At 62.6% G+C, this 25,137-nt stretch carries 21 protein-coding genes; 13 read left to right on the top strand and 8 right to left on the bottom strand.

The window, feature by feature from the left end; translation table 11 throughout:
* The first annotated feature begins 20 nt into the window (after positions 1-20).
* From TRP66_RS23135 to ssuE, 8 genes are all read left to right on the top strand, one after another.
* Positions 21-1,022 carry a glycosyltransferase gene (locus TRP66_RS23135; RefSeq protein WP_333407842.1) on the top strand — a complete coding sequence of 334 codons (1,002 nt, stop codon included), beginning with the start codon at positions 21-23 and terminating at the stop codon, positions 1,020-1,022.
* Positions 1,019-2,272, top strand: a complete 1,254-nt coding sequence (locus tag TRP66_RS23130) for a glycosyltransferase family 4 protein (protein WP_333407840.1) — start codon at positions 1,019-1,021, stop codon at positions 2,270-2,272. The genes TRP66_RS23135 and TRP66_RS23130 overlap by 4 nt, the downstream gene beginning before the upstream one ends.
* An 88-nt stretch (positions 2,273-2,360) precedes the next feature.
* Positions 2,361-3,695: a hypothetical protein gene (locus tag TRP66_RS23125; RefSeq protein WP_333407838.1), complete on the top strand. Its 1,335-nt coding sequence runs from the start codon at positions 2,361-2,363 to the stop codon at positions 3,693-3,695.
* Between the two features lie 55 nt (positions 3,696-3,750).
* Positions 3,751-4,866: a glycosyltransferase family 4 protein gene (locus tag TRP66_RS23120; RefSeq protein ID WP_333407836.1), complete on the top strand. Its 1,116-nt coding sequence runs from the start codon at positions 3,751-3,753 to the stop codon at positions 4,864-4,866.
* A 72-nt stretch (positions 4,867-4,938) separates the two neighbouring features.
* Complete coding sequence (locus TRP66_RS23115) at positions 4,939-6,162, top strand: glycosyltransferase family 4 protein (RefSeq protein ID WP_333407834.1); 1,224 nt, start codon at positions 4,939-4,941, stop codon at positions 6,160-6,162.
* Positions 6,163-6,174: 12 nt separating this feature from the next.
* Complete coding sequence (locus TRP66_RS23110; protein ID WP_333407832.1) at positions 6,175-7,584, top strand: undecaprenyl-phosphate glucose phosphotransferase; 1,410 nt, start codon at positions 6,175-6,177, stop codon at positions 7,582-7,584.
* Positions 7,585-7,736: 152 nt separating this feature from the next.
* Positions 7,737-8,825, top strand: a complete 1,089-nt coding sequence (locus TRP66_RS23105) for a polysaccharide biosynthesis/export family protein (RefSeq protein WP_333407830.1) — start codon at positions 7,737-7,739, stop codon at positions 8,823-8,825.
* A gap of 283 nt (positions 8,826-9,108) precedes the next feature.
* Positions 9,109-9,690: an NADPH-dependent FMN reductase gene (ssuE, locus tag TRP66_RS23100; RefSeq protein WP_333407828.1), complete on the top strand. Its 582-nt coding sequence runs from the start codon at positions 9,109-9,111 to the stop codon at positions 9,688-9,690.
* Between the two features lie 87 nt (positions 9,691-9,777).
* On the opposite strand, the gene TRP66_RS23095 is transcribed toward ssuE, so the two are convergent.
* The 3 genes from TRP66_RS23095 to TRP66_RS23085 all read right to left on the bottom strand — a co-directional run bounded on the left by TRP66_RS23095 (position 9,778) and on the right by TRP66_RS23085 (position 11,778).
* Entirely contained in the window at positions 9,778-10,389 is a 612-nt protein-coding gene (locus tag TRP66_RS23095; RefSeq protein ID WP_333407826.1) for a LysE family translocator, read from the bottom strand.
* 134 nt (positions 10,390-10,523) lie between these two features.
* On the bottom strand, positions 10,524-10,799 hold the full coding sequence (locus TRP66_RS23090; protein ID WP_333407824.1) for a hypothetical protein: 276 nt from the start codon (positions 10,797-10,799) through the stop codon (positions 10,524-10,526).
* Positions 10,800-10,887: 88 nt separating this feature from the next.
* Positions 10,888-11,778, bottom strand: coding sequence for a LysR family transcriptional regulator (locus tag TRP66_RS23085; RefSeq protein ID WP_333407821.1), 891 nt, complete (start codon positions 11,776-11,778; stop codon positions 10,888-10,890).
* A 128-nt stretch (positions 11,779-11,906) separates the two neighbouring features.
* Here TRP66_RS23085 and TRP66_RS23080 point away from each other — a divergent pair, with 128 nt between their 5' ends.
* The 3 genes from TRP66_RS23080 (at position 11,907) to TRP66_RS23070 (ending at position 14,881) form a co-directional block, all read left to right on the top strand.
* Complete coding sequence (locus TRP66_RS23080) at positions 11,907-12,608, top strand: CoA transferase subunit A (RefSeq protein ID WP_333407819.1); 702 nt, start codon at positions 11,907-11,909, stop codon at positions 12,606-12,608.
* 45 nt (positions 12,609-12,653) lie between these two features.
* Positions 12,654-13,313, top strand: a complete 660-nt coding sequence (locus tag TRP66_RS23075) for a CoA transferase subunit B (RefSeq protein WP_333407817.1) — start codon at positions 12,654-12,656, stop codon at positions 13,311-13,313.
* A 149-nt stretch (positions 13,314-13,462) separates the two neighbouring features.
* Entirely contained in the window at positions 13,463-14,881 is a 1,419-nt protein-coding gene (locus TRP66_RS23070; RefSeq protein WP_333407815.1) for a short-chain fatty acid transporter, read from the top strand.
* Positions 14,882-15,000: 119 nt separating this feature from the next.
* On the opposite strand, the gene TRP66_RS23065 is transcribed toward TRP66_RS23070, so the two are convergent.
* A complete protein-coding gene (locus TRP66_RS23065; protein WP_333407814.1) occupies positions 15,001-15,933 on the bottom strand; it encodes a 2-hydroxyacid dehydrogenase in 933 nt (310 codons plus the stop codon).
* A gap of 183 nt (positions 15,934-16,116) precedes the next feature.
* Between TRP66_RS23065 and TRP66_RS23060 the strand changes: the two genes are divergently transcribed.
* Both TRP66_RS23060 and pssA read left to right on the top strand, forming a co-directional pair.
* Positions 16,117-17,262, top strand: coding sequence for a glycerophosphodiester phosphodiesterase (locus TRP66_RS23060; protein WP_333407812.1), 1,146 nt, complete (start codon positions 16,117-16,119; stop codon positions 17,260-17,262).
* Positions 17,263-17,382: 120 nt separating this feature from the next.
* Complete coding sequence (pssA, locus tag TRP66_RS23055; RefSeq protein ID WP_333407809.1) at positions 17,383-18,726, top strand: CDP-diacylglycerol--serine O-phosphatidyltransferase; 1,344 nt, start codon at positions 17,383-17,385, stop codon at positions 18,724-18,726.
* A gap of 117 nt (positions 18,727-18,843) precedes the next feature.
* On the opposite strand, the gene TRP66_RS23050 is transcribed toward pssA, so the two are convergent.
* The 4 genes from TRP66_RS23050 to ku all read right to left on the bottom strand — a co-directional run bounded on the left by TRP66_RS23050 (position 18,844) and on the right by ku (position 24,729).
* Entirely contained in the window at positions 18,844-19,662 is an 819-nt protein-coding gene (locus TRP66_RS23050) for an aldo/keto reductase (RefSeq protein ID WP_333407867.1), read from the bottom strand.
* Between the two features lie 171 nt (positions 19,663-19,833).
* Complete coding sequence (locus TRP66_RS23045; protein ID WP_333407808.1) at positions 19,834-21,159, bottom strand: NTP/NDP exchange transporter; 1,326 nt, start codon at positions 21,157-21,159, stop codon at positions 19,834-19,836.
* Positions 21,143-23,776, bottom strand: a complete 2,634-nt coding sequence (ligD, locus tag TRP66_RS23040; RefSeq protein WP_333407805.1) for a DNA ligase D — start codon at positions 23,774-23,776, stop codon at positions 21,143-21,145. Before ligD ends, TRP66_RS23045 begins: the two co-directional genes overlap by 17 nt.
* A gap of 35 nt (positions 23,777-23,811) precedes the next feature.
* Complete coding sequence (gene ku, locus TRP66_RS23035; RefSeq protein ID WP_333407803.1) at positions 23,812-24,729, bottom strand: non-homologous end joining protein Ku; 918 nt, start codon at positions 24,727-24,729, stop codon at positions 23,812-23,814.
* Positions 24,730-25,137: the final 408 nt, after the last annotated feature.

Here is a 25,137-nt window from a genome sequence, read left to right as displayed (position 1 = left end):
ACCCAGGACGGACTTTCACCATGACTCAACGAACTTCCCTGGTGACGCTCACCTACGGTGACCGTTTCAATTATCTGCACACCCTGGTCAGCCGTTCGCTGGAAAGCCCGCTGATCGACCGGGTGATCATCGTCAGCAACGCTTCGGTCGCGCCTTTGCACAACCTGTGCGAGAAGTGGCCCGGCCAGGTGCAGATCATCTATCTGGAACACAATACCGGTTCGGCGAACGGCTACTCGGTGGGCATCCAGGCCGCGCTGGACGCGGGCGCCGAACATATCTGGCTGATGGACGACGACAACGCGCCTACCATCAATGCCATCGAAGTACTGCACCGCCGCCTGGAGCAGCGCGCGCAGATCGACGGTCGCGACAAGGCCGCGGTGCTGGGCTTTCGCCCGACTCACCAGGCGGATATCGCCGCCGGTGTCCCTGAGCGTTTCGCGATCCAGCGTCGTTCGAGTTTCTTCGGCTTTCATATCGCCCAGCTGCCGTACAAGATCTGGCGGCGACTGCCCTGGGGGCGTCCGCAGAAGTCCGGGGCCACCCCGCCGATGGTCCAGCTGCCCTTCGCGACCTACGGCGGCCTGCTCGCCCACCGCGACCTCTACAAGAGGATCGGCCTGCCGCTAGACGCGCTCAAACTCTATGCCGATGACAGTGAGTACACCTGGCGCATCACCGCCACCGGCGGACGGATTTTCCTGGTGCCCGAAGCCTTGCTCGACGACCTGGAGGATTCCTGGAACATCAAGGCGCGCACCAGCAATGTCTACGAGAGCTACCTGCTGGGCGGCTCGGATTTGCGAGCCTATTACGGCGCGCGCAATCAGGCGTGGTTCGACAAGAACGTCTGGGCTTCTTCGCCGCTGATCTACCGTCTCAACCGCTGGACGTTCTTCCTCCTGCTGCGCCTGATTGCCAAACGCTGTGACGCCGGCCAACGCCTGAGCCTGATCGAAACCGCCATCCGCGATGGCGAAGCCGGCGTGCTCGGCCTGAACAGGTCATACCCGCTATGAAAATCCTCTTCATCAGCAGCCTTTATGCGCCCGATATCGGTGGCGGCGCGGAGATCATCCTCAAACGCACCGTCGAAGGACTCCAGGCACGCGGCCACAAAGTGGCGGTATTGGCGACCTCTGCGCAGCCCGGCCTGCATATGACCGCGGTGGATCAGATCAAGGTCTATCGCGCCGGCCTGCACAATCTGTACTGGCATTTCACCGCGCAGCGTCCCGGCCGCCTGGCCCGGCTCGGCTGGCACTTGCGCGATCGCTATAACGACGCCATGCGTGGCCCGGTGAAACGGGTGCTGGAGCTTGAACAGCCGGACCTGGTGGTCTGCCACAACCTGACGGGCTGGTCTGTGTCGGCCTGGGATGAAATCGCCGCGGCTGACATGCCCATCGTGCAAGTGCTGCACGATATGTACCTGTTGTGCCCCAGCAGCACCATGTTCAAGAAGGGCCAGGGTTGCCGCCAGCAATGCGGGCTGTGCTCGCGGTTTCGCAAAGGACACGCCGACCGTTCGGCACGTGTCGACAGCGTGGTGGGTGTCAGCCGCTACATGCTCGATACTTTGCAGGCCCATGACTATTTCAAGGGCAGTCGCGGCTATGTCGTGCACAACGCCAGCCCCTACGCCGCTCCGGCCAACGCGGCCAGAGGCACAGCGCGTGGCGATCTGACCCGCTCGCAGGCTCCGCTGCGCTTCGGTTACCTGGGCACCCTGTCGGACCCCAAGGGGGTGGGCTGGCTGATCGATCAATTCCAGCACCTGCCCTGCGATGCCACCTTGCAAATCGCCGGCCGCGGTCAGGTGGAAGACGAACAACGTTTCAAGGCCATGGCGACTTCGCCGGACATCAGCTTCGTGGGTTACCAGAAGCCTCAGGACTTCTACAGCCAGATCGACGTGGCGATCGTGCCATCAATGTGGAACGAGCCGTTCGGCATGGTCGCGGTGGAAGCCTGCGCCCATTCGCGCCCGGTCATTGCCAGCCGCATGGGCGGCCTGACCGAAATCATTCAGGACCAGTTCAACGGTCTGCTGTGCAGCCCGGACGATCCCGACTCGCTGGGGATGGCCATGCTCCGGCTGCATCAGCAACCGCAGCTGCTGGCGCGGCTCACTGCCCAGGCCCGCAGCAGCGTGGCCTCGTTCCTGGATCTGGACCTGATGCTCGACCAGTACGAAAGCATTTTCACCCAGACGCTGCTGGATCGAATCGCGCTGCCTGGCACGCACCCGCTGTCGAACCCGGTCTGAGACCACTGGCCCGGACTGCACGATTTCCATCGGCCCGTACCCCTGGTGAGCGAGCGCTCCGGACCGTGCCTCTTCATTGAGACAATTCATGCTAAAGCAACTCGTGCGCCGGTGGCGCCGAACCCTCGTGGCGGGGTCATTGAGCCTCTGGTGGAGCCACTGTGCGTTGGGTGACGAGGCTTTCATCATCGGTGTCGACACCCATTTGATGAACACTGAAGGCGCTTCGGCTCATGTTCTGAAACTGCTCGAAGACGCCGGCGTCGGTTCCGTAAGGGACGACGCTTACTGGGCCCGCGTGGAGGCCCGGCGCGGGGCGCTGCGAATTCCGCCCGCCTGGCGCCTGTATCTGGATCAGGCCAAAGAGCGCCGCCTGCGGCCCTTGCTGGTGCTGGGCTACGGCAGCCCCTTCTACGACAACTACGCCAAGCCCCGCCAACCGGTGGTGCGCCAGGCGTTCGGCAACTATGTGAATTTCGTCGCCAGGGAACTGCGCGACAACGTCGATCTGTATGAGATCTGGAACGAATGGGACCGGGAAAATCCTATCGATGCCTGGGCGGCCAAGGACTACAGCAACCTGGTGGAAGACACCGTCGCTCATCTGCGCCAGCAGGATCGGCCGATGACCGTGCTGGCCGGCGCCGTCACCAGCCTCGGCATGGATCTGGGCTTCGCCGACCGGCTGATCCAGAACGGCACGCTCAATCAGGTCGACGGCCTGTCGCTGCATCCCTATGTGCACTGCCGCCATGACCAGCGCCACACCCCGGAACGGTGGATTGCCTGGCTGCGGTGGCTCAACGCCGACCTGCGGACCCTGGCCACGCGTCCGGTGCCGCTGTACCTGACCGAGATGGGCTGGCCGACCAACGCCGGCAAGTGCGGAGTCAGCGAGCGCACTCAAGCGGCATTTCTGGCGCGCAGCCTGTTTCTGGCGCGGACCGTGCCGGACATCAAGGGCTTGTGGTGGTCGAGCCTGATCGACAGAGGCAGCGACCCGGACGACCCGCAGCAGAATTTCGGCCTGCTGCGGCAGGACCTGAGTCCTAAACCATCATTTCTGGTGCTCAAGGCGATCAGCGCAACCGTCCGGGACTTCGAGTATGACGCCCGCAAGAGTCGCGAACTGGGCAGCACCTGGTTGCTGCGCTTCGCGCACGGCTCCGAGCAGGTTCTGGTGGCCTGGACGACCGGGCAACCGGTGATGACCCATGTGGAGGCCGCGGGCGTGCAACGCGGCAACGTGCGAATGATCGATACCGGCCAGCCGGAGCGCGGCCTGATCGAAACCGACATCGCGTGGACCTGCAACGACGCTCGCTGCTCGGCACAGGTCCCGATCGACGACTTCCCGAAAATCATCAGCCTGGGCAATCGCCCGGCGCTGTTCGCCATACAACAACAAGGGCCAGGACCATGACGCGCCATGCAAGCCCCGATGAAACCTTCAACCGTTACCTTGCAGGATGCGCCCGATGATCTTTATCAATGCACGTTTTCTGACCCAGAACATCAGCGGGGTCCAGCGCTACGCCGAGCAGATCTGTCTGTCGCTCAAGAAGATACGTGACGATATCGTCTGCCTCGCGCCTCACGGGATCAAGCTGCACGACGCAGCCAAGGCTCTGGACGTGCAATGCATTGGCCGCAACTGCGGTCATCTCTGGGAGCAGCTCGATCTGCCTTTGTACCTGAAGCAGCGTGGCAGCCCGCTGCTGATATCGATCAGCAGCACCGGCCCGATGTTCTACCGCAATCAGGTCGCCACTCATCACGACATCAACTATGTGCGGTATCCGCAGAGCTACACCCGGGTGTTCCGGATGGCCTACCGCACCATCACCCCGATCCTGGCCTCGCGCGCCAAAACCATGATCACTTGCAGCAACTTTTCCAAGGGTGAAATCTCCCGGTTCTACGGCATCGACGAAAAGAAGTTTCTGGTGCTGCATGCCGCGGTCAGCGAGGGTTTCACGGCCAGGACGCCACGCCCCGACGGCCCGCAATACCTGCTGGCGGTGTCCTCTCCCGCCGCGCACAAGAATTTCAACAGGATGATCCAGGCGTTTCTGAGTCTGCGCGGGTTTCCCGACCTGCAACTGCACATCGTCGGAGCCGCCACGCACATTTTCGCCAACCCCGACCTGCAACGGCTGGCCTGCCGTGACCCGCGCATTCGCTTCCTCGGACGCCTCAGCGATGCCGAACTGATCGAGCAATACCAGGGCGCCGCGGCGTTCGTGTTTCCATCGCTATACGAAGGTTTCGGTATTCCACCGCTCGAAGCCCAGGCCTGCGGCTGCCCGGTGGTGGCTGCCAACGCGGCGTCGATTCCCGAAGTGTTGCAGGCAAGCGCGCTGTACTTCGATCCGCTGGACGTCAATCACATGGCCGCCGCGATGCAGCGGGTGCTGACCGACCAGCCTTTGCGCGAAGCCTTGCGACTGCACGGCCTGAACAACGTGGAGCGGTTTTCCTGGGATATGTCGGCCCAGCGCCTGTCGCAGCGCCTCGACGCGCTCCTGGGCGCCAAACCCTTGGCCGGCGCCAAGGTAAGTGCCGCCGCTCAACCGCCTTCCAGCAAATCCTGAATCAACCCAGCAGCGCCAAGTCGCGATCTGCCGCGCCTGTAGTAGAGCGAGCCTTTACCGCAAGGAACTTCAATGAGAATTGCTATCGTCCACGACTGGCTGGTGACCTATGCCGGTGCCGAACGCGTACTGGCATCACTGATCAACATCTGGCCCGAGGCGGATTTGTTCGCCGTCATCGACTTTCTCAGCGATCAAGACCGCGCCCATCTGGGCGGCAAGGTTGCCAGGACAACCTTCATTCAGAACCTGCCCGGCGCCAGAAAAAGCTATCAGCGCTACCTGCCGCTGATGCCGCTGGCCATCGAACAACTGGACCTGTCGGGCTACGACCTGATCGTCAGCAGCAGTCACGCCGTGGCCAAGGGCGTGCTGACCGGCCCCGACCAGGTGCATGTCAGCTATGTGCACTCGCCGATCCGCTATGCCTGGGACCTGCAGCACCAATACTTGCTGGAATCGGGAATGGCGACTGGCCTCAAGGGCAAGCTGGCGCGCATGGTTCTGCATTACATGCGCATGTGGGACCAGCGCACCGCGTCGGGGGTCGATGCGTTCATCGCCAACTCCCGATTCATCGGGGCGCGCATCGACAAGGCCTACCGTCGCGAATCCACGGTGATCTATCCACCGGTCGACACTCTGTCGTTCACCGCTCAGGGACCGCGCAAAGATTATTACCTTTGCGCCTCACGGATGGTTCCCTACAAGCGCATGCCGATGATCGTCGAAGCCTTCGCCGCCATGCCGGACAAGCGTCTGGTCATGATCGGCGACGGTCCGGACCTGGCCAAGGCCCAGGCCATCGCCCGCCATGCGCCGAACATTACACTGCTGGGCTATCAGCCGTCGGCGGTGCTGCTGGAGCACATGCGCGCGGCGAAGGCCTTCGTTTTCGCCGCCGAAGAGGACTTCGGCATCAGCCCGGTCGAGGCCCAGGCGTGCGGCACGCCGGTGATCGCCTACGGCAAGGGCGGCGTGCTGGAAACCGTGCACGGACTGGATCATCCGCAGCCCACCGGTGTGCTGTACAGCCAGCAGAGCGTCGCTTCGCTGACGGCGGCGATACAGGAATTCGAAGCCGCCCAGGCACGCATTTCCTCCCAGGCGTGCCGTGCCAATGCCGAACGGTTTTCCGTGCAGCGCTTCGAGCAAGAAATCAGGACGTTCGTGGACGACCGCTTGGCCGCCGCGCATCTGGCCCGCATGCCTTCACAGTACTGGATGCCTCAGGTCGCGCCCGACCTGATCGCCGACGACCTGCCGCCCCGCGTGGTTCCCATCAAATCCGTTTGAGCGAGCTTTGACATGAGCACTTCCGTTCGCGGCATTCTTCATGCGCACCAGTCGGCCTTGTCGGTGGCGCACCGGCTGCTGGACCTGGCCGTCATCGTGTCGGTCGGCTATTGGCAGAGCCGGCACACGATGCTGACCAGCGCCGAATCCTGGTTCCAGATCATTCTCGCGGTGCTGGTCTTTCACTGGATCAGCGAGTTCCACCAGCTCTACGGCTCCTGGCGCGGCGAACGTATCACCCGGGAACTGACCAAAGTCTTCAACTACTGGGCACTGACGTTCATCCTGCTGTTGTCGGTGGACTACTTGCTGTTCGACCGCGAGCAGATACCCGACGACAGCCAGATGGCCTGGTTCGCCGTGGTGCTGGCGGTGCTGTGCGGCTATCGAATGCTGATCCGCCAGGTTCTGCATACCTTCCGCCGGCACGGCTTCAACACCCGTCGCGTGGCGATCGTCGGCACCGGCCAGGTCGGCGCGCGGCTGGCTCAGTCGATCTCCAGCGCGCCGTGGATGGGTCTCAACCTGCTGGGTTTCTACGACACCGATCCCAAGCAGATGGACCTGTACGCCGACGGTCGACGGATTCCGGTGCTGGGCGATCTGCAACAGTTGGTGGCCGATGCCCGTGACGGGCGTATCGACAAGGTCTACATCACCCTGGCGTTCAGCGCCGAGCCACACCTGCGCGAGCTGATCACCGGCCTCTCTGACACCACCGCGTCGGTGTATCTGATCCCGGACGTATTCATGTTCGAACTGCTGCATGCCCGCAGCGAAAGCATCAACGGGCTGGCTAGCATCAGTATCTTCGACTCGCCCATGGACGGGGCCTGGAGTCTGGTCAAGCGCGCCGAGGACATCGTGCTGTCGAGCGTGATCCTGGCCATGATCGCCATTCCCCTGCTGGTGATCGCCGCGGCGATCAAGCTGACCTCGCCAGGCCCGGTGCTGTTTCGCCAGCGCCGCTACGGGCTGGACGGACGGCCGATCGAGGTCTGGAAATTCCGTAGCATGACGGTCCAGGAAAACGGCCCGGAGGTTCGCCAGGCGACCCGCAATGATTCGCGCATCACGCCCCTGGGAGGTTTCCTGCGCCGCACCTCGCTGGACGAGCTGCCGCAGTTCTTCAACGTGCTGCGCGGCGAGATGTCCATCGTCGGCCCCCGCCCCCATGCGGTGGCTCACAACGAGCAATACCGCAAGCAGGTCAGCGGTTACATGCTGCGCCACAAGGTCAAGCCCGGCATCACCGGCTGGGCACAGATCAACGGCTGGCGCGGCGAGACCGACACCCTGGACAAGATGCGCAAGCGCGTCGAGTTCGACCTGGAGTACATCGAGCACTGGTCGATCTGGCTGGACCTCAAGATCATCCTGCTCACGCTGTTCAAAGGCTTCGTCAACAAGAACGCCTTCTGATTTTCCGATTCCTCAAGCGATTTCCGGGAGACCCTGCCCGGAGGGAGGTATGTGCGCACGTTACAGACACAAGAAACCGGATTGGTGTTGGAAAAGGGATGCATTGAAATCATTGCGGTGCCATGCGCACCTCTCAGGAAGGAACACTCATTATGAATCGAACCCTAGTTGTCGCTCTGCTCTCCAGTCTGATCCTGCAGGGGTGTGCCTTCGCCCCCGGTCAGCACATGACCACCGGCGATGTCACCGCGACCGATCCGGATGAACCCAAAGCCCAGGTAGTGGACATCACCCCCACCAGCCTGCAACAACAACGCCAGCGCGCCTTGAGCGACAACAACGGCCTGCCCACCGAACTGCTCAACTACAAGACTCCGGAATACGTGGTCGGCCCTGGCGACACCTTGCTGGTGACCGTTTTCGAGCACCCGGAACTGACGGCTCCCGGCTCCCAGGACCAGCTGGACGCCAATACCCGCGAGGTGCTGAGCGATGGCACCATGTTCTTCCCGTACGTGGGCCGAATCCGCGCCGGCGGCAAGACCGTCAGCCAGATCCGTGAACAACTGCGCATGGGCCTGGCGCCGCAATACACCGAAGTGAAGGTGGACGTGAAAGTGCTGCGCTACAACAGCCAGCGCGTCCTGCTGTCCGGCTCGTTCAAGACTCCGGGCCCGCAGTCGATCACCAACATCCCGCTCAGCCTGGTGCAGGCAATCAGTACCGCCGGGATCGACCTGACCGACGCCAACCTGGCCGGCCTGACCTTGCGCCGCGATGGAAAAGACTACCTGATCGACATCGACTCGCTGAACCGCAAGGGCTCGCAACTGAGCAAGATCTTCCTCAAGGACGGCGACTACCTGCACCTCAACAGCAACTCCAAGAACAAGATCTACGTGCTGGGCGAAGTGCGTAACCCGCAGGTGATCTCGTTCGGCACCACCAGCGTGACCCTGCTCGAAGCGCTCGGCAACTCCGGCGGCCTGAGCCCTGACAGCGCCGACGGCGATGCGGTATACGTGATCCGTGGCGCGGAAAACCATGCCAATGCCACGTCCACCGTCTACCACCTCAAGGCCAAGAAACCGACCGCTTACCTGCTGGCCGGCCAGTTCGAACTCAAGGCTCAGGACGTGGTATTCGTCGGTCCCGCCAATATCACGCGCTGGAGTCGATTCATCAGTCAACTGCTGGGCTCGGCCAGCGTAGTCCAGACCGGCGCGGCGTTCCGCAACTGATCCGGTAATCAGCGTCGAAAACTCCCTGCAAGCGGTCGTTTGCGGGGATTTTTTTGTCCGCGATTCAGGCCGGTGTTGCCGGGCGGGCAGCTCGCCGCTGTTGCCCGGGCGACAGTTGCAAATGTTGCTACAGCAACAGCGCATCAACAAAAGGAAGAGCAACCAACACTGGGAGAGCCCGCAAACTGCGCCTGAATGCCGGGCACCCGTCGCGATCGCGCCCCTTTGCCGGGGTGGCACGCAAGCTGCTATGTACAGGCAGGCCCATCGCAAGGAATTTCGCATGCTTGTCGTATCCGTTTCAGGCAGTCCGTCGCTCAAATCCCGTTCCGGCGTCGTACTCGCCCATGCCAGTCGCTGGCTACAGAACCATGGCGTCTCGGTTACGGCCTTGCGCATTCGTGACTTCAATGCCGAAGACCTGCTGTTCGCCCGATTCGACAGCCCCCAGGTTCAGGATTTCATAGAGGCCGTTCGCCAGGCGGACGGTCTGCTGATCGCAACGCCGGTGTACAAGGCTTCCTTTTCAGGGGCCTTGAAAACCCTGCTCGATCTGCTGCCCGAACGCGCGCTGCACGGCAAAGTGGTGCTGCCGCTGGCCACCGGCGGCAGCATGGCGCACATGCTGGCGGTGGACTATGCGCTCAAGCCGGTGCTGTCGGCGCTCAAGTCGCAGGAAGTGCTGCATGGGGTGTATGCCATCGATGGTCAGGTCACCTATGGCGAGGGTGAACTGGGCGGCGTACTGGATGAAGTGCTGGCAGAGCGGCTGCACGAAGGACTGGAACATTTTCTGCTGGGGCTTGAACATCGGCGTCGTGCCCGTAGTCGGGACACCGAGGGGCATTTGCAGCTGGCGTTGTAGTCGCTGCAGGAGCCAGCTTGCTGGCGGTGGATGTATCGCCAGCAAGCTGGCTCCTACCCGATGGTGCGTCGGCGCCTTGGGGCCGGCCTATGAGTGATTCACGAACAAGGGATACAAGGACGCGACCAACAACACCGCCATGACCCCGTTGAACACCCGCAAACCCAGAGGATCGCGCAGAACATTGCGTAGCAGACTGCCGAACCCCGCCCAGATACCCACGCTCGGCAGATTGATCAGCGCGAAAACCGCCGAAATGACGATGACGTTGGTGAAATAGCCCTGCATGGGCGTGTAGGTGCTGATCGCGCCGATGGCCATGATCCACGCCTTGGGATTGACCCACTGGAACAGCGCCGCGCCAAGGAAACTTTGCGGCTCACCCTGCTGCCCTTTCGAATCGGAGGCGGGACCGGACGTAGCGATTTTCCACGCGAGGTAAAGCAGGTAGGCCGCGCCAGCGTAACGCAGGATCGTGTACAGGACAGGCCACGCTGTGAATGCACTGCCCAGCCCCAGACCGACGCCCAGCACCAACAGAAAGAATCCGATGCAGATCCCGAGCATGTGGGGAATGGTGCGGCTGAACCCGAAGTTCACCCCCGAGGCCAGTAACATCATGTTATTGGGGCCGGGTGTGACCGAGGTGACAAATGCAAATAGCGCAAAGGCCAGTAGAAGATCGAGCGAGAGTGCCATGACGCAGTCCAGGGTATCGAGGGCAGGTTTCTACCCTATCGAAGCAGCGCTTCTAAACCCATGGACAGTTGACTGAAAGTTATACCGGTACAGTTGAGAATACCTTTTGCAAACGCTGATCTGTAGCTCAGGCATCAGCTCTGCGGCGAACGTTGCAGCTCGCCGTTGTCAGCGCTGATCTCACCCTGATCGTCGAACTCTCGCGCCTGCTGCATCTGCGGATTGGCCAGCAACTGCGCTTTGCGAGCGTGATACTCGTCAAACGACAAGCCGCGACGATTCAGGTCTTCCAGGGCCAACTGGCGGGTTTCTTCGGCGGTGTAGGGACGCAACTCCACCGCGTGGTGGGTGCCGCATCCGGACAGGACGGCAATGGAAAAGAGCATGGCAGTTGCAATCAGGCGGTTCATCGGGGGCCTCCATTCAGGCTTGATTCGGGAATGAAGCTAGGTTAATCCCGACCCCCTGGGCGCCAAAAATCACCCTGCGTGATAGTAGCTATCGACCTTCCAGTGCGAACTCGATCAGCACGTCGCGCAGCGCCTGCGCCGCAGCCGACAGTTTGTGATCGGCAAGCATGGTCAGACCGATACGACGTTCGATACGCGGCTCTGCCAACGGCACGCACACAGCCCCCAGTTCCTGCATCTGCCTGATGCACAGCGAGGGAACGGCGCTGACCCCCAGGCCGTTGGCGACCATGCGACCGATGGTGGACAGTTGATGGCTCTCGAACGCCACGGACAATTTGCCGTGCCGGGCGAGAATCGCCTGCTCCAGCAGCAACCGGACCGCCGACGGACGTTGCAGCGCGATGAAATCCTCTTCCAGCAGCTCGCTCCAGGTCACTTCGGACTTGCTCGCCAGTGGCGATTCGGCACCGATAACCGCGACGAAACGGTCCAGGTAGAAGGGTGTAAACAGCAGTTCGTTACTCGACTCCGGCTCGAAGCCGATGCCCAGTTCGACCCGACGATGCCGGACCATCTCCAGCACCTGTTCATTGATAACGTCATGCACGGCAACGTTGACGCGTGGATAACGCTGGCGGAAAACCTTGAGTGCGGCGGGCAACAGGTTGCCGGCGAACGACGGCATGGCCGCCACCGAGACTTTGCCCATCTGCAGAGTGAAACGCTGGCGCAGCAGCTCTTCGGTGTTGTCCCAGTCGGCCAGCAGCTGACGTGACAGCGGCAACAGGGTTTCGCCCTCCGGGGTCAGGGCGACGGCGCGGGTCGTACGACTCAGCAACTGTCCGCCCAAGTCTTCCTCCAGACTCTTGATCGCCAGACTCAAGGCCGGCTGCGAAAGGTGCAGTCGCTCCCCGGCCTGGGCGAAACTCAGGCATTCGGCCACCGCCAGGAAAGCCCGCAGCTGCTTCACGTTCATATATTTGCTTTTCTTATCAATCCATCAGAAGAACAAAATTAACAAATCACTGATGACGCGAGAAGATGCCAGTAACGCTAATGCCGACAGCGCCGCTGCCGGTCCACAAACAATAAAGGCGGATCATCATGGCTGGACTCGACAAACGAGTGGCAACTTACGAAGAGGCCCTCGACGGCCTGACCGATGACATGACCGTGCTGTGCGGCGGCTTCGGTCTGTGCGGCATCCCGGAGAATCTGATCGCGCAGATCAAGCGCATGGGCATCCGCGGTCTGACGGTGGTGTCCAACAACTGCGGCGTCGACGGTTTCGGTCTGGGCATCCTTTTGCAGGATCGGCAAATCCGCAAGATGGTTTCTTCCTACGTCGGCGAGAACGCCCTCTTCGAACAGCAGCTGCTGAGCGGAGAGCTGGAGGTCGAGCTGACCCCGCAAGGCACCCTGGCCGAGAAAATGCGTGCGGGCGGCGCGGGGATTCCGGCGTTCTATACGGCCACCGGCTATGGCACGCCCGTCGCCGAAGGCAAGGAGATCCGCGAGTTCAACGGCCGTCATTACATCCTCGAAGAAGCCATCACCGGCGACTTCGCGCTGGTCAAAGGCTGGAAAGCCGATCACTTCGGCAATGTGATCTATCGTCATACCGCCCAGAACTTCAACCCGGTGGTCGCCACCGCCGGCCGCATCACCGTGGTCGAAGTCGAGGAAATCGTCGAGCCCGGCGTGCTGGTGCCGACCGAAATCCATACGCCCGGCATCTACGTCGACCGGGTGATCCAGGGGACTTTCGAAAAACGTATCGAACAGCGGACCGTGCGCAAATCCTGACGCGCGCGCTCAACGGCGAACCATAACAACAAAGAGATCCGGACCATGGCACTTACCCGCGAACAGATGGCACAACGCGTTGCACGCGAACTCAGGGACGGCTATTACGTGAACCTGGGCATCGGCATTCCGACCCTGGTCGCCAACTACGTACCCGACGGCATGGACGTGATGCTGCAATCGGAAAACGGTCTGCTGGGCATGGGCGCCTTCCCCACCGAAGAGACCCTCGACGCAGACATGATCAACGCCGGCAAGCAGACCGTCACCGCAAGGATTGGCGCTTCGATATTCTCCTCGGCCGAGTCGTTCGCCATGATCCGCGGCGGCCATGTGGACCTGACCGTGCTGGGCGCTTTCGAGGTGGATGTGGAAGGCAACATCGCTTCGTGGATGATTCCCGGCAAGCTGGTCAAGGGTATGGGCGGCGCGATGGATCTGGTCGCCGGTGCCGAGAACATCATCGTCACCATGACGCACGCCTCCAAGGACGGCGAGTCGAAATTGCTCAGCCGTTGCAGCCTGCCGCTGACCGGCGCCGGCTGCATCCGCAAGGTGCTGACCGACCTGGCGTGGCTGGAAATCGAAAACGGCGCCTTCGTCCTGCGTGAACGCGCACCGGGGGTCAGCATCGAGGAAATCCAGGCCAAGACCGCCGGCAAGTTGATCGTACCGGACGATGTGGTCGAGATGAGTTTCGCCTGACACGGCATTTCTTTGCTGTACTTGAAAATCGCCAGCAAGACGGATCGCCGCCCGCTGGCTCCTACGGTGAGATACGCGTAGGAGCCAGCTTGCCGGCGATGCCCGTATTACATAACCACACCAACAATAACTAAAAGAGGTAAACCCCCTTGGCCGCAAAACTCGAAGAAAGCCGCTCCGCCCGCTTTGCCCTGCGCTGTGCCGCATGGGCCGAGCGCTGGTTCCCCGACTCATGGGTCTTCGCCGCGCTGGCGGTGGTGATCGTCACGGTCGCCGTGCTGGCAATGGGCGCCCGGCCCGCCGACGCGGCCAAGGCGTTCGGTGACGGTTTCTGGAGCCTGATTCCGTTCACCATGCAGATGGCCTTCGTGGTCATCGGCGGCTACGTGGTGGCCAGTTCGCCGCCCGCGGTTCGGCTGATCGACCGGCTGGCGCGCATTCCGCGCAACGGGCGTTCGGCGGTGGCCTGGGTGGCCTTGATCTCGATGGTCGCATCACTGCTCAACTGGGGGCTGTCGCTGGTATTCGGCGGTTTGCTGGTGCGTGCCCTAGCGCGGCGTACCGATCTGCGCATGGACTATCGCGCCGCGGGCGCTGCCGCCTACCTGGGGCTCGGCGCGGTCTGGGCACTGGGGCTGTCGTCTTCCGCCGCGCAGCTACAGGCCAACCCCGGCAGCCTGCCGCCCTCGATCCTGGCGATCACCGGCGTGATCCCCTTCACCGAAACCATCTTTCTCTGGCAGTCCGGCGTGATGCTGCTGGCGCTGCTGATCATCTCGATCTTGGTGGCCTACATGACCGCCCCGGGTCCTGCGAGTGCCCGCGACGCACAGGCCTGCGGGATTGACCCGGCATTCAACATGCCCCCGCTGCCACCCCGGACGCGTCCGGGCGAGTGGCTGGAATACAGCCCGCTGTTGATCATCCTGATGGTGTTGCTGGGCGCGGGCTGGCTGTTCAACGAGTTCTCGACCAAACCGGCGATCACTGCGATCTCGGGCCTCAATACCTACAACTTCCTGTTCATCATGCTGGGCGCGCTACTGCACTGGCGTCCGCGCAGTTTCCTGGATGCCGTGGCCCGGGCAGTGCCGACCACCACCGGCGTGCTGATCCAGTTTCCACTCTACGGCTCTATCGCTGCGTTGCTGACCACCGTCAAAGGCGGCGATGCGCAAACGCTGGCCCATCATATCTCGACCTTCTTCACCAGCATCGCCTCTCACGACACCTACGCGCTGTTGATGGGTGTGTATTCGGCCATTCTGGGCTTCTTCATTCCCTCGGGCGGCGGCAAGTGGATCATCGAAGCGCCCTACGTGATGCAGGTCGCCAACGAGCTGCAATATCACCTGGGCTGGGCCGTGCAGATCTATAACGCCGCCGAAGCTCTGCCCAACCTGATCAACCCGTTCTACATGCTGCCGCTGCTGGGCGTGCTGGGCCTCAAGGCCCGTGACCTGATCGGCTTCTCGTTCGTGCAGTTGCTGGTGCATACCCCGCTGGTGCTGGTGCTGCTGTGGGCGCTGGGCACGACGCTTGCGTACATCCCGCCGATGATGCCCTGACGCGCGATGCCGCTGCGCGGCAGATCGCCAGCAAGCTGGCTCCTACGGATCAACTGGGCGTAGGAGCCACCGGGGCGGCGTTCCGCCTTGCTGGCGATCAACGACACGCGAAGCCGGCATCAGGACACCGGGCTGATCACCGGCTTGCCGGCGAAGAATGCCAGCAGGTTGTCTCGGACCATCGTCACCGAATCCTCCGAGGCTTCGGGAGACAGACCCGCCACGTGTGGCGTAAGGACCACGTTGTCCAGTGCCTTGAGTGCATCGGGGACCTGGGGTTCGTCATCGAACACATCCAGCGCCGCGCCGGCGATGCGGTGCTCTGTCAGCGCGTCCAGCATGGCCTGGGTATCGACTACGCTGGCGCGGGCGATATTGACCAGAAAGCCCTCCGCGCCCAGCGCCCCTAATACCTGAGCGTCGACCAGATGCACGGTATCCTGGCCGCCGGGAGTGGCGATGATCAGGATGTCGGACGCCGTCGCCAGGTCCAGGACCGAGGCATGCCAGGTGTAATCGACGTCGCCGCGCGGATTGCGGTTGTGGTAAGCGATTGTCATGTCGAAGCCGCTCAAGCGTCGCGCAATCGCCAGCCCGACCGCGCCCAGTCCGACGATTCCCACCCGTTTGCCGGCCATGCCCGGCCGCATCGCCTTGCGCCATTCGCTGCGTCGTACCGAGGCATCGGCCTGAGGAATGTCGCGCACCAGTGCCAGCAACAATGCCAGCGCGTGATCTGCCACGGTCGACGCGTTCACGCCGGCGCCATTGGTCACGGTAATCCCCCGGGCCTGGGCGGCGGCCACATCGACCTTTTCGTAACCGGCGCCGCTGACGCAGATGATGCGCAGATTGGGCATCGCGTCCATCTCATCGGCAAACAGCCCCAGCGGACCCCGGGTGACCACTGCGTCGATGCTCTGCCCATGAGCCTCGATGGCGCCGGCCCGTTGCGTGGCGTCCGGCGCGCGGATCAGTTCGAAACCAGCGGCTTCGAGAATCGGCAGATACGCGTTGAGGTTCTCGACCAGCACCAGCACCTTCTTGGTCATGCATCGCTCCTGAGCGAAAAGGAAAAGCGGACAGTAGCGCGGCTGGCGCAACGGGGGAAGCGGGCTCGCCTTGCCGATCACGAACCGACGGTCCTGCTTTCGCAACACAGGCAGTTTATGCTTCCCAGCGGCGATCGATTCCAGCCAGACTTCCGATTCATGCACACAAGGAACACGCAGACCATGCAAGGATTTCCGTTGAGCAAAACCCCCATGGCCGCTCTGTTGGCGGCTGGTGCCCTGGTCGGGGCGCTGATGAGCAGCGGCGCGGCGACAGCCGCCGAGGCGCCCGGCAAGGCATTGAGTGAAAAGCACGGTCTGCCTTGGCCCGCGGTGATCGCCCATCGAGGCGCTTCCTTCGACGCGCCCGAGGAAACGATCCCGGCCTACATTCTGGCTCGCGACCTTGGCGCGGATTACCTGGAAATGGATGTCCAGCGGACGAAGGACGGTGTACTGATCGCGCTGCATGACGACGTTCTGGAGCGCACCACCAACATCGCGCAGGTCTTTCCCAAACGCGCCAAGGACCCGGTGAGCACCTTCACGCTGGCGGAAATCAAGCAGCTCGACGCCGGCTCCTGGTTCAACAAGGCCTATCCGGACCGCGCCCGGGCCAGCTATGCCGGTCTGCAGATCCTGACGCTTGATGAGGTGATCGATATCGCCGAGGGCGGTGCGAACAAGCCTGGGCTGTATATCGAAACCAAGGTGCCCAGCCAGTTTCCGGGCATCGAGGCGGACCTGAAAAAAGCCCTCGCCAAACGCGGCTGGCTGAGCCCGCGCCCGGCCGCCGCGCCCGGTCGGGTCAACGTTGCCCAGATGCCTGGCCGGGTCGTGCTGCAGACCTTCGAAAAGCAGAGCCTTGAGTTGCTGCAGAAGGAAATGCCCAAGGTGCCCAAAATCCTGCTGCTGTGGATCGGCGAGGGTTCGATCGAGCCGAAATCCGATGTCGCCTTCAATGACTCGGGCTTCAAGGACAAGGCCAGCTATTACGGCGCCCAGGAAGTGAAATCGCCCGAAGCCTTCCAGGCCTGGATCGACTGGGCCAAGGCTCAAGGCGCCATTGGTACCGGCCCTTCGGCACGGCTGACCGCGGGCGGTGACCAGAGCTACATGGATCTGGTGAAGCCCTGGATGAATACGCTGACGCATGAAAAGGGTCTGATCATCCATCCGTACACCGTGGATGACGCGGTGGACTTCAAGAAGATCAGCGCCGACGGCGTCGACGGGTTCTTCACCAACCGCCCGGCCGAACTGCTCAAATTCTACGCCCGCCCCGCCAGCGACAGCGCCGAGGCTGTACTCAAGCGCAACGGCTACTGAGGTCGAGCTTCCCGGCCGGGGCATTGCACGGTCGGGAGGCGAAGCGTGACGATCCCCGGACGCGACCGGCCCGCGAGTCTGTTAAGCTCGGGAGCAACCGGTTCATCCATCGAGAGGCCTATGCAGTCCAACTTCCTACGCTCGACCCTTGCAGCGCTCCGCGGTTTTGCCCTGCCCGCCGACGCCATCTCCATCGTTCCCAGCGCCGCGGACTACCGCCGCACCCTGCTGGACAAGATCGCTTCCGCCACCCGCCGCATTTACATCGTCGCCCTGTATCTTCAGCAGGACGAAGCCGGTCAGGAGATCCTCGATGCACTCTATGCCGCCAAAGCCGCCCGGCCCGAGCTGGAAGTGGCAGTATTCGTGGACTGGTTCCGCGCCCAGCGCGGGCTGATCGGCGCCGGCCGCCAGCCGGGCAATTCCAGCTGGTATCAGGCACAGAACCTGGAACACGATCATGAAGTGCCGATCTACGGCGTGCCGGTGCAGACCCGTGAGCTGTTCGGCGTGCTGCATCTCAAGGGCAGCGTGATCGATGACTGCGTGCTTTACACCGGCGCCAGCATCAACAACGTCTACCTGCATAAACTCGACAAGTATCGCCTGGACCGCTATCAACTGATCCAGAACACCGGGCTGGCCGACGCCTTCGTGCGATTGTTGCGCGAAGAGATTCTGCCTTCGCCGGCCGTGCATCGTCTCGATCTGCAATCCCCTCCGGACTCGCGCAGCCTGCGCGGGGAAATCCGCGCGTTTCGCAGCCAGCTCAAGCGTGCCGCCTACCCAGTGGACAGCGGCGAGCACGAGAACGGCGAATTGCGCGTCATCCCGCTGCTTGGGGTCGGCCCGCGCAACTCGCTGAATCGGGTGATTTGCGATCTGATCGCGTCCAGCAAAACCCAGCTGACGCTCTGTACGCCCTATTTCAACCTGCCGGTCGCGGTCACGCGTGAGATCAACCGGGCGCTCAAGCGTGGAGTGAAAGTCGACATCATCATCGGCGACAAGACCGCCAATGACTTTTTCATCTCGCCGGACGAGCCTTTCAAGGTCATCTCCGCGCTTCCCTACCTGTACGAGATCAGCCTGCGGCGCTTCACCCAGAAGCACAAAAAGGCAATCGCCAAGCACCGACTCAACGTGCATCTGTGGCGGCACGGTGATAACACCTTCCACCTCAAAGGCGTATGGGTCGATGACCGCTACACGCTGTTGACCGGCAATAACCTCAATCCGCGGGCGTTCAATCTGGACCTGGAAAACGCACTGCTGATCGACGACCCGCAAGGTCAATGGACGGCGCCGCGTCAGGCCGAAATCGAGCTATTGATGCGTCACTCGCACCGGGTAGGCCAGTACGATGAACTCGACACCCTGGCGCATTATCCCGAGGGCGTGCGCAAGTTCCTGCGCCGCGTCAGTCGGGTGCGGATCGAACGCTTGCTGTACCGGATTCTGTAGCGGCTGAGATCGAGATCGCCAGCAAGACGCATCGCCAGCAAGCTGGCTCCTACGACAGACTGAGGTGTAGGAGCCAGCTTGCTGGCGATCAGGCGCAAAGGGTGTTTGCAAGGCGCATTACTCCAGCAGCGCGATCAACTGATGGCGCTGCGCATCGGTTAGCATCGGCCCGGCCCCGGCGCCGGCGTTCTCGCTCATGTAGCGAGGATTGCCGGTGCCGGGGATCACGCAGGTCACCGCCGGATTGGCCAGCAGAAACTTCAGCGCCAGTTGCGGCCAGCTGTTGACTTGTACCTGTGCCGCCCAGCCCGGCAAGGGTTTGTCCTTGAGACGAGAGAGCAAACCGCCACCGCCGAAAGGCCGATTGCAGATCACCGCCACGCCCCTTTCGCGACACAGCGGCAGCAGGCGCGCTTCCGCGCTGCGGTCGTCCAGCGCGTAATTGATCTGCAGAAAGTCCAGTTGCTCGCTCTTGAGCACGGCTTCGACGTCGTCGTAGGCCGAAGCGGTGTAATGACTGATGCCAATGTAGCGAATCCGGCCCTGCTCTTTCCATTCGCGCAGGGTCGGCAGATGCGTTTTCCAGTCCACCAGATTGTGGATCTGCATGAGGTCGATGCGCTCGGTCTGCAGCAACTTGAACGATTGCTCCATCTGGGCAATGCCTTCGCTGCGTCCCCGAGTCCAGACTTTGGTCGCCAGGAAGGCGGGCGAGCGTGGTTCGTGGATCGACAATAGCTCGCCGGTGGTCTGCTCGGCCCGGCCGTACATGGGTGAGCTGTCAATGACGCTGCCGCCGGCTTCGAACAGCGCATCGAGCACCGCGCGTAGCTGTTTGTAGGCCGGGCTCGATGTGGCCACGTCGAAACCACGGTAGGTCCCCAGGCCAATCACCGGCAGGGGTTCGTTGCTGGATGGAATGGCGCGAGTCAGCATGGTTTTGCCTCCAGGTGTCGGTTTCGAAGGAAGGGTCGCCGGCGAGGTTGGGGATGGCAGCGTCGCGGGCCGCTCATCTGCCGCCGCGCGGTCGAACATCATGGCGGCGGCCGTACCCGCGGTCAGGGCGAGCAGGCGTCTGCGTGTCAGGCTGTGCATGGAATCCATGGTTCACTCCTTGTCGGTGCGGCCGGCGGCGAATGGCGGAGTACCCGGCCGCTGGTCGATGGCGATCGCCATGCGCTTTTGTCGGCCGGCCAGCCAGAACGATAACCACGCCCAGACGCCGGCGACCGGGACCATCAACGCGGCCAGTACGCCGAAACCCGCGCCCATCGCGGTCAGTCCGAACGACAGCCAGCCGCTGGCGGCGTCTCCTCCACGGTAGACCAGGGTTTCGATCACGTTCTTGGCTTTGTATTTCTCTTCGCGACTGACCACGGTCCAGATCACCTCACGGGCCGGACGCACCACGGCGTATTCCACCGCGCGACGCAAGCCCTGGGCCAGCGCCACGGTCGTCGGGGCGGGCGCTGCCGCCATGGCCGCGAACGCCACCAGGGTCGCCAGCGGCAACGCAACGAGTGCGCCGCCGATTCCAACCATGCGGATCAACGGCGCCGTCAGCAACAGCTGAAAGACCAGGGTCAGGCTCGATACGGTCAGGTCAACCCAGGCAAAAAAGCGGGTCCGGGCGGCGACGTCGCCGTAGCTGGCTTCGACGATGCGCCCTTGCTCGAAATACAACAGCGTTGCCGCGCCGGTGTGCAGCAGCATGAACAGCACCATGCCCAGCAGGTAGCGTGAGCGCAGGATCAAGGTGATGCCCGCGAGCATCGAGCCGCCCAGGCGTCGGTCAGCCTGTGCCGAGACAGCGCCGTGACCTTGGGTGCGAGCCAGCAATGCCCGATGGCAGATCACCGCGCCCTCCAGCAACAGGGCCGCGCCGATGCCCAGCGCCATTGGTCCCAGGCGCGTTGCCATGGTCGCGGCCAACAGCGGGCCGACGAACGTCCCCAGGGTGCCACCGGCGGCAATGAAACCGAACAGACGTCGCCCCTGCTCGCTGGAGAAACGGTCGACCAGCACGCTCCAGAAAATCGACACGATGAACAGGTTGTAGATGCTGATCCATACGAAAAACACGCGGCCGGTCGTCACCGGGGCGACCCGGTTGGCGATCAGCACGACGAACACCAGCATCGACGCCGCGATCAGGCGATAGATGAGCGGTACGAAGCGGCTGGCGGGCAAGCGCGATGCCAGCGCGCCAAACAGCGGCACCATGACCAGCATGACCAGGAATGTGGCGGTGAACAGCCATTGAAGTTGCCCCGCTCCACCTTCGAGCCCCAGCGCATCGCGCAACGGGCGCACCAGGTAATAGCTGGCGAGCACACAGAAATAAAAGGCAAAGCCCAGCAGCAACGCAGCGCGCTCGGACGGCTCGACGTGCAGCTGCCCGAATGACCAGCGCGTCTTACGGCCGCCGCGCACCGAGCTGCTTCCACATGTTCTGGGTGATGCGCTGATTGTTGCGATAACCCTTCCATGGATCGGAAGCGAGCGTTTGCAGTCGTTGCTCAAGATTGCCGATATGCCATTGCGCGGCAGAAGTCAGCCCTGCAAGCTCCTCCCTGTCGATCGGCACCGACACCGGCAGCCCCGGCCGCGCACGAACCGAGTAAGCCGCGACCGTGCTGCCGCCTCGAGTGTTGCGCAGGTAGTCGATGAATATCTTGCCGACCCGATGTTTGGGCCCCATGGTGGCGGTGAATCGCTCCGGCAGTTTGCCCGTGACGAATTCGGCAATAGCCTTGGCGAACCCTTTGACCGTGTCCCAATCCGCCTGCCGGGCCAGCGGCACGATAATGTGCATGCCCTTGCCGCCACTGGTCTTGAGAAAGGCTTGCAGCCCGAGTTCCTCGAGGACCGCCAGCACCATCTGGGTCGCTTCGATCATGCTGCGCCACGGCAAGGCCGGATCAGGATCGAGATCCAGCACCAGTCGGTCGGGCTTCTCGATGCGCTCGCTGGTGGCGCCCCAGGTATGAAACTCGATGGCGCCCATCTGGGCAGCGCCCACCAGCGCCTGGAGACTATCGATCTCCATCAGCGGCGCATGGCCCGGGTCGAGCTTGGGATCCAGTTGCCGGATATGCGGAATCGCAAGCCGCTCGGCATGTTTCTGGAAGAACTGCTCGCCGCCGATGCCATCCGGACAGCGCAGCAGCGCCACTGGGCGGTCATCGAGGAATGGCAGAATCCAGTCGGCGATGGACTGATAAAATTGCGCCAGCTCGACTTTGTGAGTACCGCTCTGTTCGTCGATCACGCGGTCCGGGTGACTGACACTGATGCCCGCCACATCGACCCGGCCCTTGACGCTGCGGGTGGAGGGTGCGCTCTTTGTCTGAGAACTCTTCCTGGCGCTCTTCGAGGCCCCGGCCGCAGCGCCGCCAGCCACGCTGCTGGCTTTGTGCGGATGCTCACGAATGATATCGCTCGCCGGCTTGTCGCTGCGCAAGCCTGTGAACGCGGCATGGCGCAGGATCCCTTCACGGGTCCATTCGGCGAATTGCACTTCACCGACCAGTTGTGGTTCCACCCACTGCACACCGCGCTGGCGGGCGGCACTCAGTTTGCCGCTGAGCGGCGAAGATTCGCGGTGCAAGGGACTCAGTTGATCGTGCAGCTGCTGCAGGGTCATGGCCGTAAACCCCGTTCCGACCCGTCCGGCATAAACCAGCCCTGTCTGAGGATCGTTCACCGCCAGCAACAACGCGCCGAATTTCGCTCGACTGCCTTGGGGCGCCGTGTAGCCGACGATGACGAACTCCTGCCGCAAACGGCATTTGAGCTTGATCCAGTCACTGCTTCGCTTGCCCGTGTAGACGCTGCCCGCGCGCTTGCCGATCACGCCTTCGAGCCCCATGGCACTGGCGCTTTCGACAATGTCCTGATGGCCGGAACGGAAGGCATCCGAATAGCGAACCGCCCGGCTGCGATGGCTGTTCAGCACTTTTTTGAGCATCTCGCGACGCTGTTCGACCGGCAGCTCGCGAAGGTCCTCACCCTTGTGGAAGAGCATGTCAAACACGTAATACACGATGTCCTTGCCGGCACCGGTTTCGAACGCGTTCTGCAAAGCCTGGAAATCCGGCAAGCCCTCCTGGTTGAGCACCACCATCTCGCCATCCAGCCAGGTGTCGTCCAGCTTCAGGCCCTTGAGCGCCTTGACCTGTAGCGGCATGCGCTCGCTCCAGTCATGTCCGTTGCGCGTGATGAGGCCGATGTCGTCGCCGCGCACCCGGGCCATGATGCGGTAGCCGTCGAATTTGATTTCGTACAGCCAGTCGCCGGCGGGTGGCGCGTCTACCAGAGTCGCCAGCTGTGGCGCCAGTTGCTCTGGAAACCCGCCTGCGCCGGTATCTGTTTTCGCGCGGACCTTGCGCGGTGCAGCGGCCTTGGGCCGAGGGGCTGGATCGGAGGCGGCCTTTTTCGTCTTGCCGGCGGTCTTGGCAGCAGCCGCTGTCTTGCGTCGCTGTCCCACCTGGGCGCCGCTGATCACGCTATCGGGCAATGCCTCGGTGACGTCGTACTCGGTCGCGGGCCGGGCTGCGGCGTCCTTATCCTTGATCAACAGCCACTGCTGCTTGCTGCCGCTGCCGCGCAGGCGTGTGCGGACCAGTGCCCAATCGCCGCTGAGTTTCTCGCCGATCAGCGTGAACTTGAGCTTGCCCTGTTCGTATGTTTGCCGAGGATCGCCGTGGGGCTGCCAGACGCCACGATCCCAGACGATGACGTCGCCTCCGCCGTACTGCCCTTCCGGGATACTGCCTTCGAAACCGGCGTAATCCAGCGGATGGTCTTCGACGTGCACCGCCAGACGCTTCTGGCTCGGGTCCAGACTGGGACCTTTGGGGATCGCCCAGCTTTTCAGCGTGCCGTCCAGCTCCAGGCGAAAGTCGTAATGCAGGTGGCTGGCATCGTGTTTCTGGATGACGAAACTCAAGGCGGCGTCCGCCTGTCGATCGGCAGACGCTGCCTCAGGCGGCTCGGACGTGATATCGAAGTTGCGCTTGCGGGTGTATTCGCTCACAGGTCTGGCCATGTCAATGATCCCCTGCTATCGAAAGACCCGGTCGCTCAAGAAGCCTTGCTCGCCTTCTTGCGCGCCGGAGCCCGACGCTTGGCGGGCGCCTTGGTCTTTTCCTCACTGTCGTCCTGCTTGTCGGACGCCTTGGCCGCAGGCTTGCGCTTGGGCGCCGCGGTTTTGCCGCCCGCCAGACTGCGCCGGAGCAATTCGGTGAGGTCGATGACGTCGGCACTTTTGCGCTCTTCGTCGCCGGCATCGCCTTCGACATTCTGGATCTTGCCTTCCTTGGCCTTTATCTCGACCAGCTGCATGATCTTGTCCTGGAAGGTGTCGCGGTAATCTCCAGGCTGCCAGTCGGCGCTCATGTCCTTGACCAGACGTTTGGCCATGTCGCGCTCGCTCTTGTTGAGCTGCGCATCAGTCACGGCTTCAGGCAACTCCAGCGCGTCGAGCCCGCGAACTTCTTCGGGCCAGCGCAGGATCACCAGCACCATCGCCGATTCTAGCGGCATGACGGCGGCAAGATGCTCGCGGGTATGCAGCACGACGTTGGCGAGAGCGACCTTTTTCGTGTCGTTGAGGGTTTCGCGCAGCAGCGCGTAGACTTTCTCGCCACGCTTGTCGGGCGTCAGGTAGTAAGGCGTGTCGATGTTCTGCAAGGGGATCTGTTCGCTGTCGACGAAACCGAAGATCTCGATGGTCTGGGTCGACTTGGGATGCGCAGAGCGAATTTCCTCTTCGCTGAGCACGACATAGCGATCCTTCTCGTACTGCACGCCCTTGACGATGTTTTCCTTGGCCATTTCTTCGCCGGTGGCTTTGTTGATGCGCTTGTAGCCCACCGGGTCCATGCTGCGTTTGTCGAGCCAGTCGAAGTCGACGCCCTTGGACGATGTCGCTGAGACCAGCGCCACCGGAATATGTACCAGACCGAAACTGATCGCGCCCTTCCAGATTGCCCTTGCCATGGTTCGACTCCTGTTGGTCCTATCAAAGTGACCGGCTGCTACCGGCAAAGTTTCGAGCGCTTCCGGCTCCTTCGACCAGTCGCCACGGCCGGCGTACTCCCCATCACCACCGTCCCGTAGGAGCCAGCTTGCTGGCGATAAACGGTGACGCGGTATGCCTGAAATCTCAGTGCGTCTTTGCGCCTGATCGCCAGCAAGCTGGCTCCTACGGAAACCTTACGCGATCGGGAGTGCACCGCCGAACGCGACTTGGGCGCAGGCCGAACGCAGGCGACGCGGAGCCGGGGAGCGAGGCAGGACGCCGGCTGGCGCCAATGGCGCATGGACGGCACACCCAATCCACATCAGGGTGCGGCCCGGTGGAGCGTCGCCGGAGTGAGGGAACCCGAAGGGCCAAGCCAGGAGCAA

Origin of the sequence: Pseudomonas sp. JDS28PS106, assembly GCF_036706555.1 — a bacterium.
GTDB lineage: Bacteria > Pseudomonadota > Gammaproteobacteria > Pseudomonadales > Pseudomonadaceae > Aquipseudomonas.
This window is presented reverse-complemented; position numbering and strand designations above follow the sequence as displayed.

Excerpts from the sequence above, each read along its gene's own strand:
- TRP66_RS23060 (WP_333407812.1), top strand. The coding sequence starts at position 16,117 with ATGCAAGGATTTCCGTTGAGCAAAACCCCCATGGCCGCTCTGTTGGCG.
- TRP66_RS23125 (WP_333407838.1), top strand. The coding sequence starts at position 2,361 with ATGCTAAAGCAACTCGTGCGCCGGTGGCGCCGAACCCTCGTGGCGGGG.
- TRP66_RS23120 (WP_333407836.1), top strand. The coding sequence starts at position 3,751 with ATGATCTTTATCAATGCACGTTTTCTGACCCAGAACATCAGCGGGGTC.
- TRP66_RS23075 (WP_333407817.1), top strand. The coding sequence starts at position 12,654 with ATGGCACTTACCCGCGAACAGATGGCACAACGCGTTGCACGCGAACTC.
- TRP66_RS23080 (WP_333407819.1), top strand. The coding sequence starts at position 11,907 with ATGGCTGGACTCGACAAACGAGTGGCAACTTACGAAGAGGCCCTCGAC.
- TRP66_RS23130 (WP_333407840.1), top strand. The coding sequence starts at position 1,019 with ATGAAAATCCTCTTCATCAGCAGCCTTTATGCGCCCGATATCGGTGGC.
- TRP66_RS23095 (WP_333407826.1), bottom strand. The coding sequence starts at position 10,389 with ATGGCACTCTCGCTCGATCTTCTACTGGCCTTTGCGCTATTTGCATTT.
- TRP66_RS23135 (WP_333407842.1), top strand. The coding sequence starts at position 21 with ATGACTCAACGAACTTCCCTGGTGACGCTCACCTACGGTGACCGTTTC.
- TRP66_RS23090 (WP_333407824.1), bottom strand. The coding sequence starts at position 10,799 with ATGAACCGCCTGATTGCAACTGCCATGCTCTTTTCCATTGCCGTCCTG.
- ku (WP_333407803.1), bottom strand. The coding sequence starts at position 24,729 with ATGGCAAGGGCAATCTGGAAGGGCGCGATCAGTTTCGGTCTGGTACAT.
- TRP66_RS23110 (WP_333407832.1), top strand. The coding sequence starts at position 6,175 with ATGAGCACTTCCGTTCGCGGCATTCTTCATGCGCACCAGTCGGCCTTG.
- TRP66_RS23085 (WP_333407821.1), bottom strand. The coding sequence starts at position 11,778 with ATGAACGTGAAGCAGCTGCGGGCTTTCCTGGCGGTGGCCGAATGCCTG.
- ssuE (WP_333407828.1), top strand. The coding sequence starts at position 9,109 with ATGCTTGTCGTATCCGTTTCAGGCAGTCCGTCGCTCAAATCCCGTTCC.
- TRP66_RS23105 (WP_333407830.1), top strand. The coding sequence starts at position 7,737 with ATGAATCGAACCCTAGTTGTCGCTCTGCTCTCCAGTCTGATCCTGCAG.
- TRP66_RS23065 (WP_333407814.1), bottom strand. The coding sequence starts at position 15,933 with ATGACCAAGAAGGTGCTGGTGCTGGTCGAGAACCTCAACGCGTATCTG.
- TRP66_RS23050 (WP_333407867.1), bottom strand. The coding sequence starts at position 19,662 with ATGCTGACTCGCGCCATTCCATCCAGCAACGAACCCCTGCCGGTGATT.
- ligD (WP_333407805.1), bottom strand. The coding sequence starts at position 23,776 with ATGGCCAGACCTGTGAGCGAATACACCCGCAAGCGCAACTTCGATATC.
- TRP66_RS23115 (WP_333407834.1), top strand. The coding sequence starts at position 4,939 with ATGAGAATTGCTATCGTCCACGACTGGCTGGTGACCTATGCCGGTGCC.
- pssA (WP_333407809.1), top strand. The coding sequence starts at position 17,383 with ATGCAGTCCAACTTCCTACGCTCGACCCTTGCAGCGCTCCGCGGTTTT.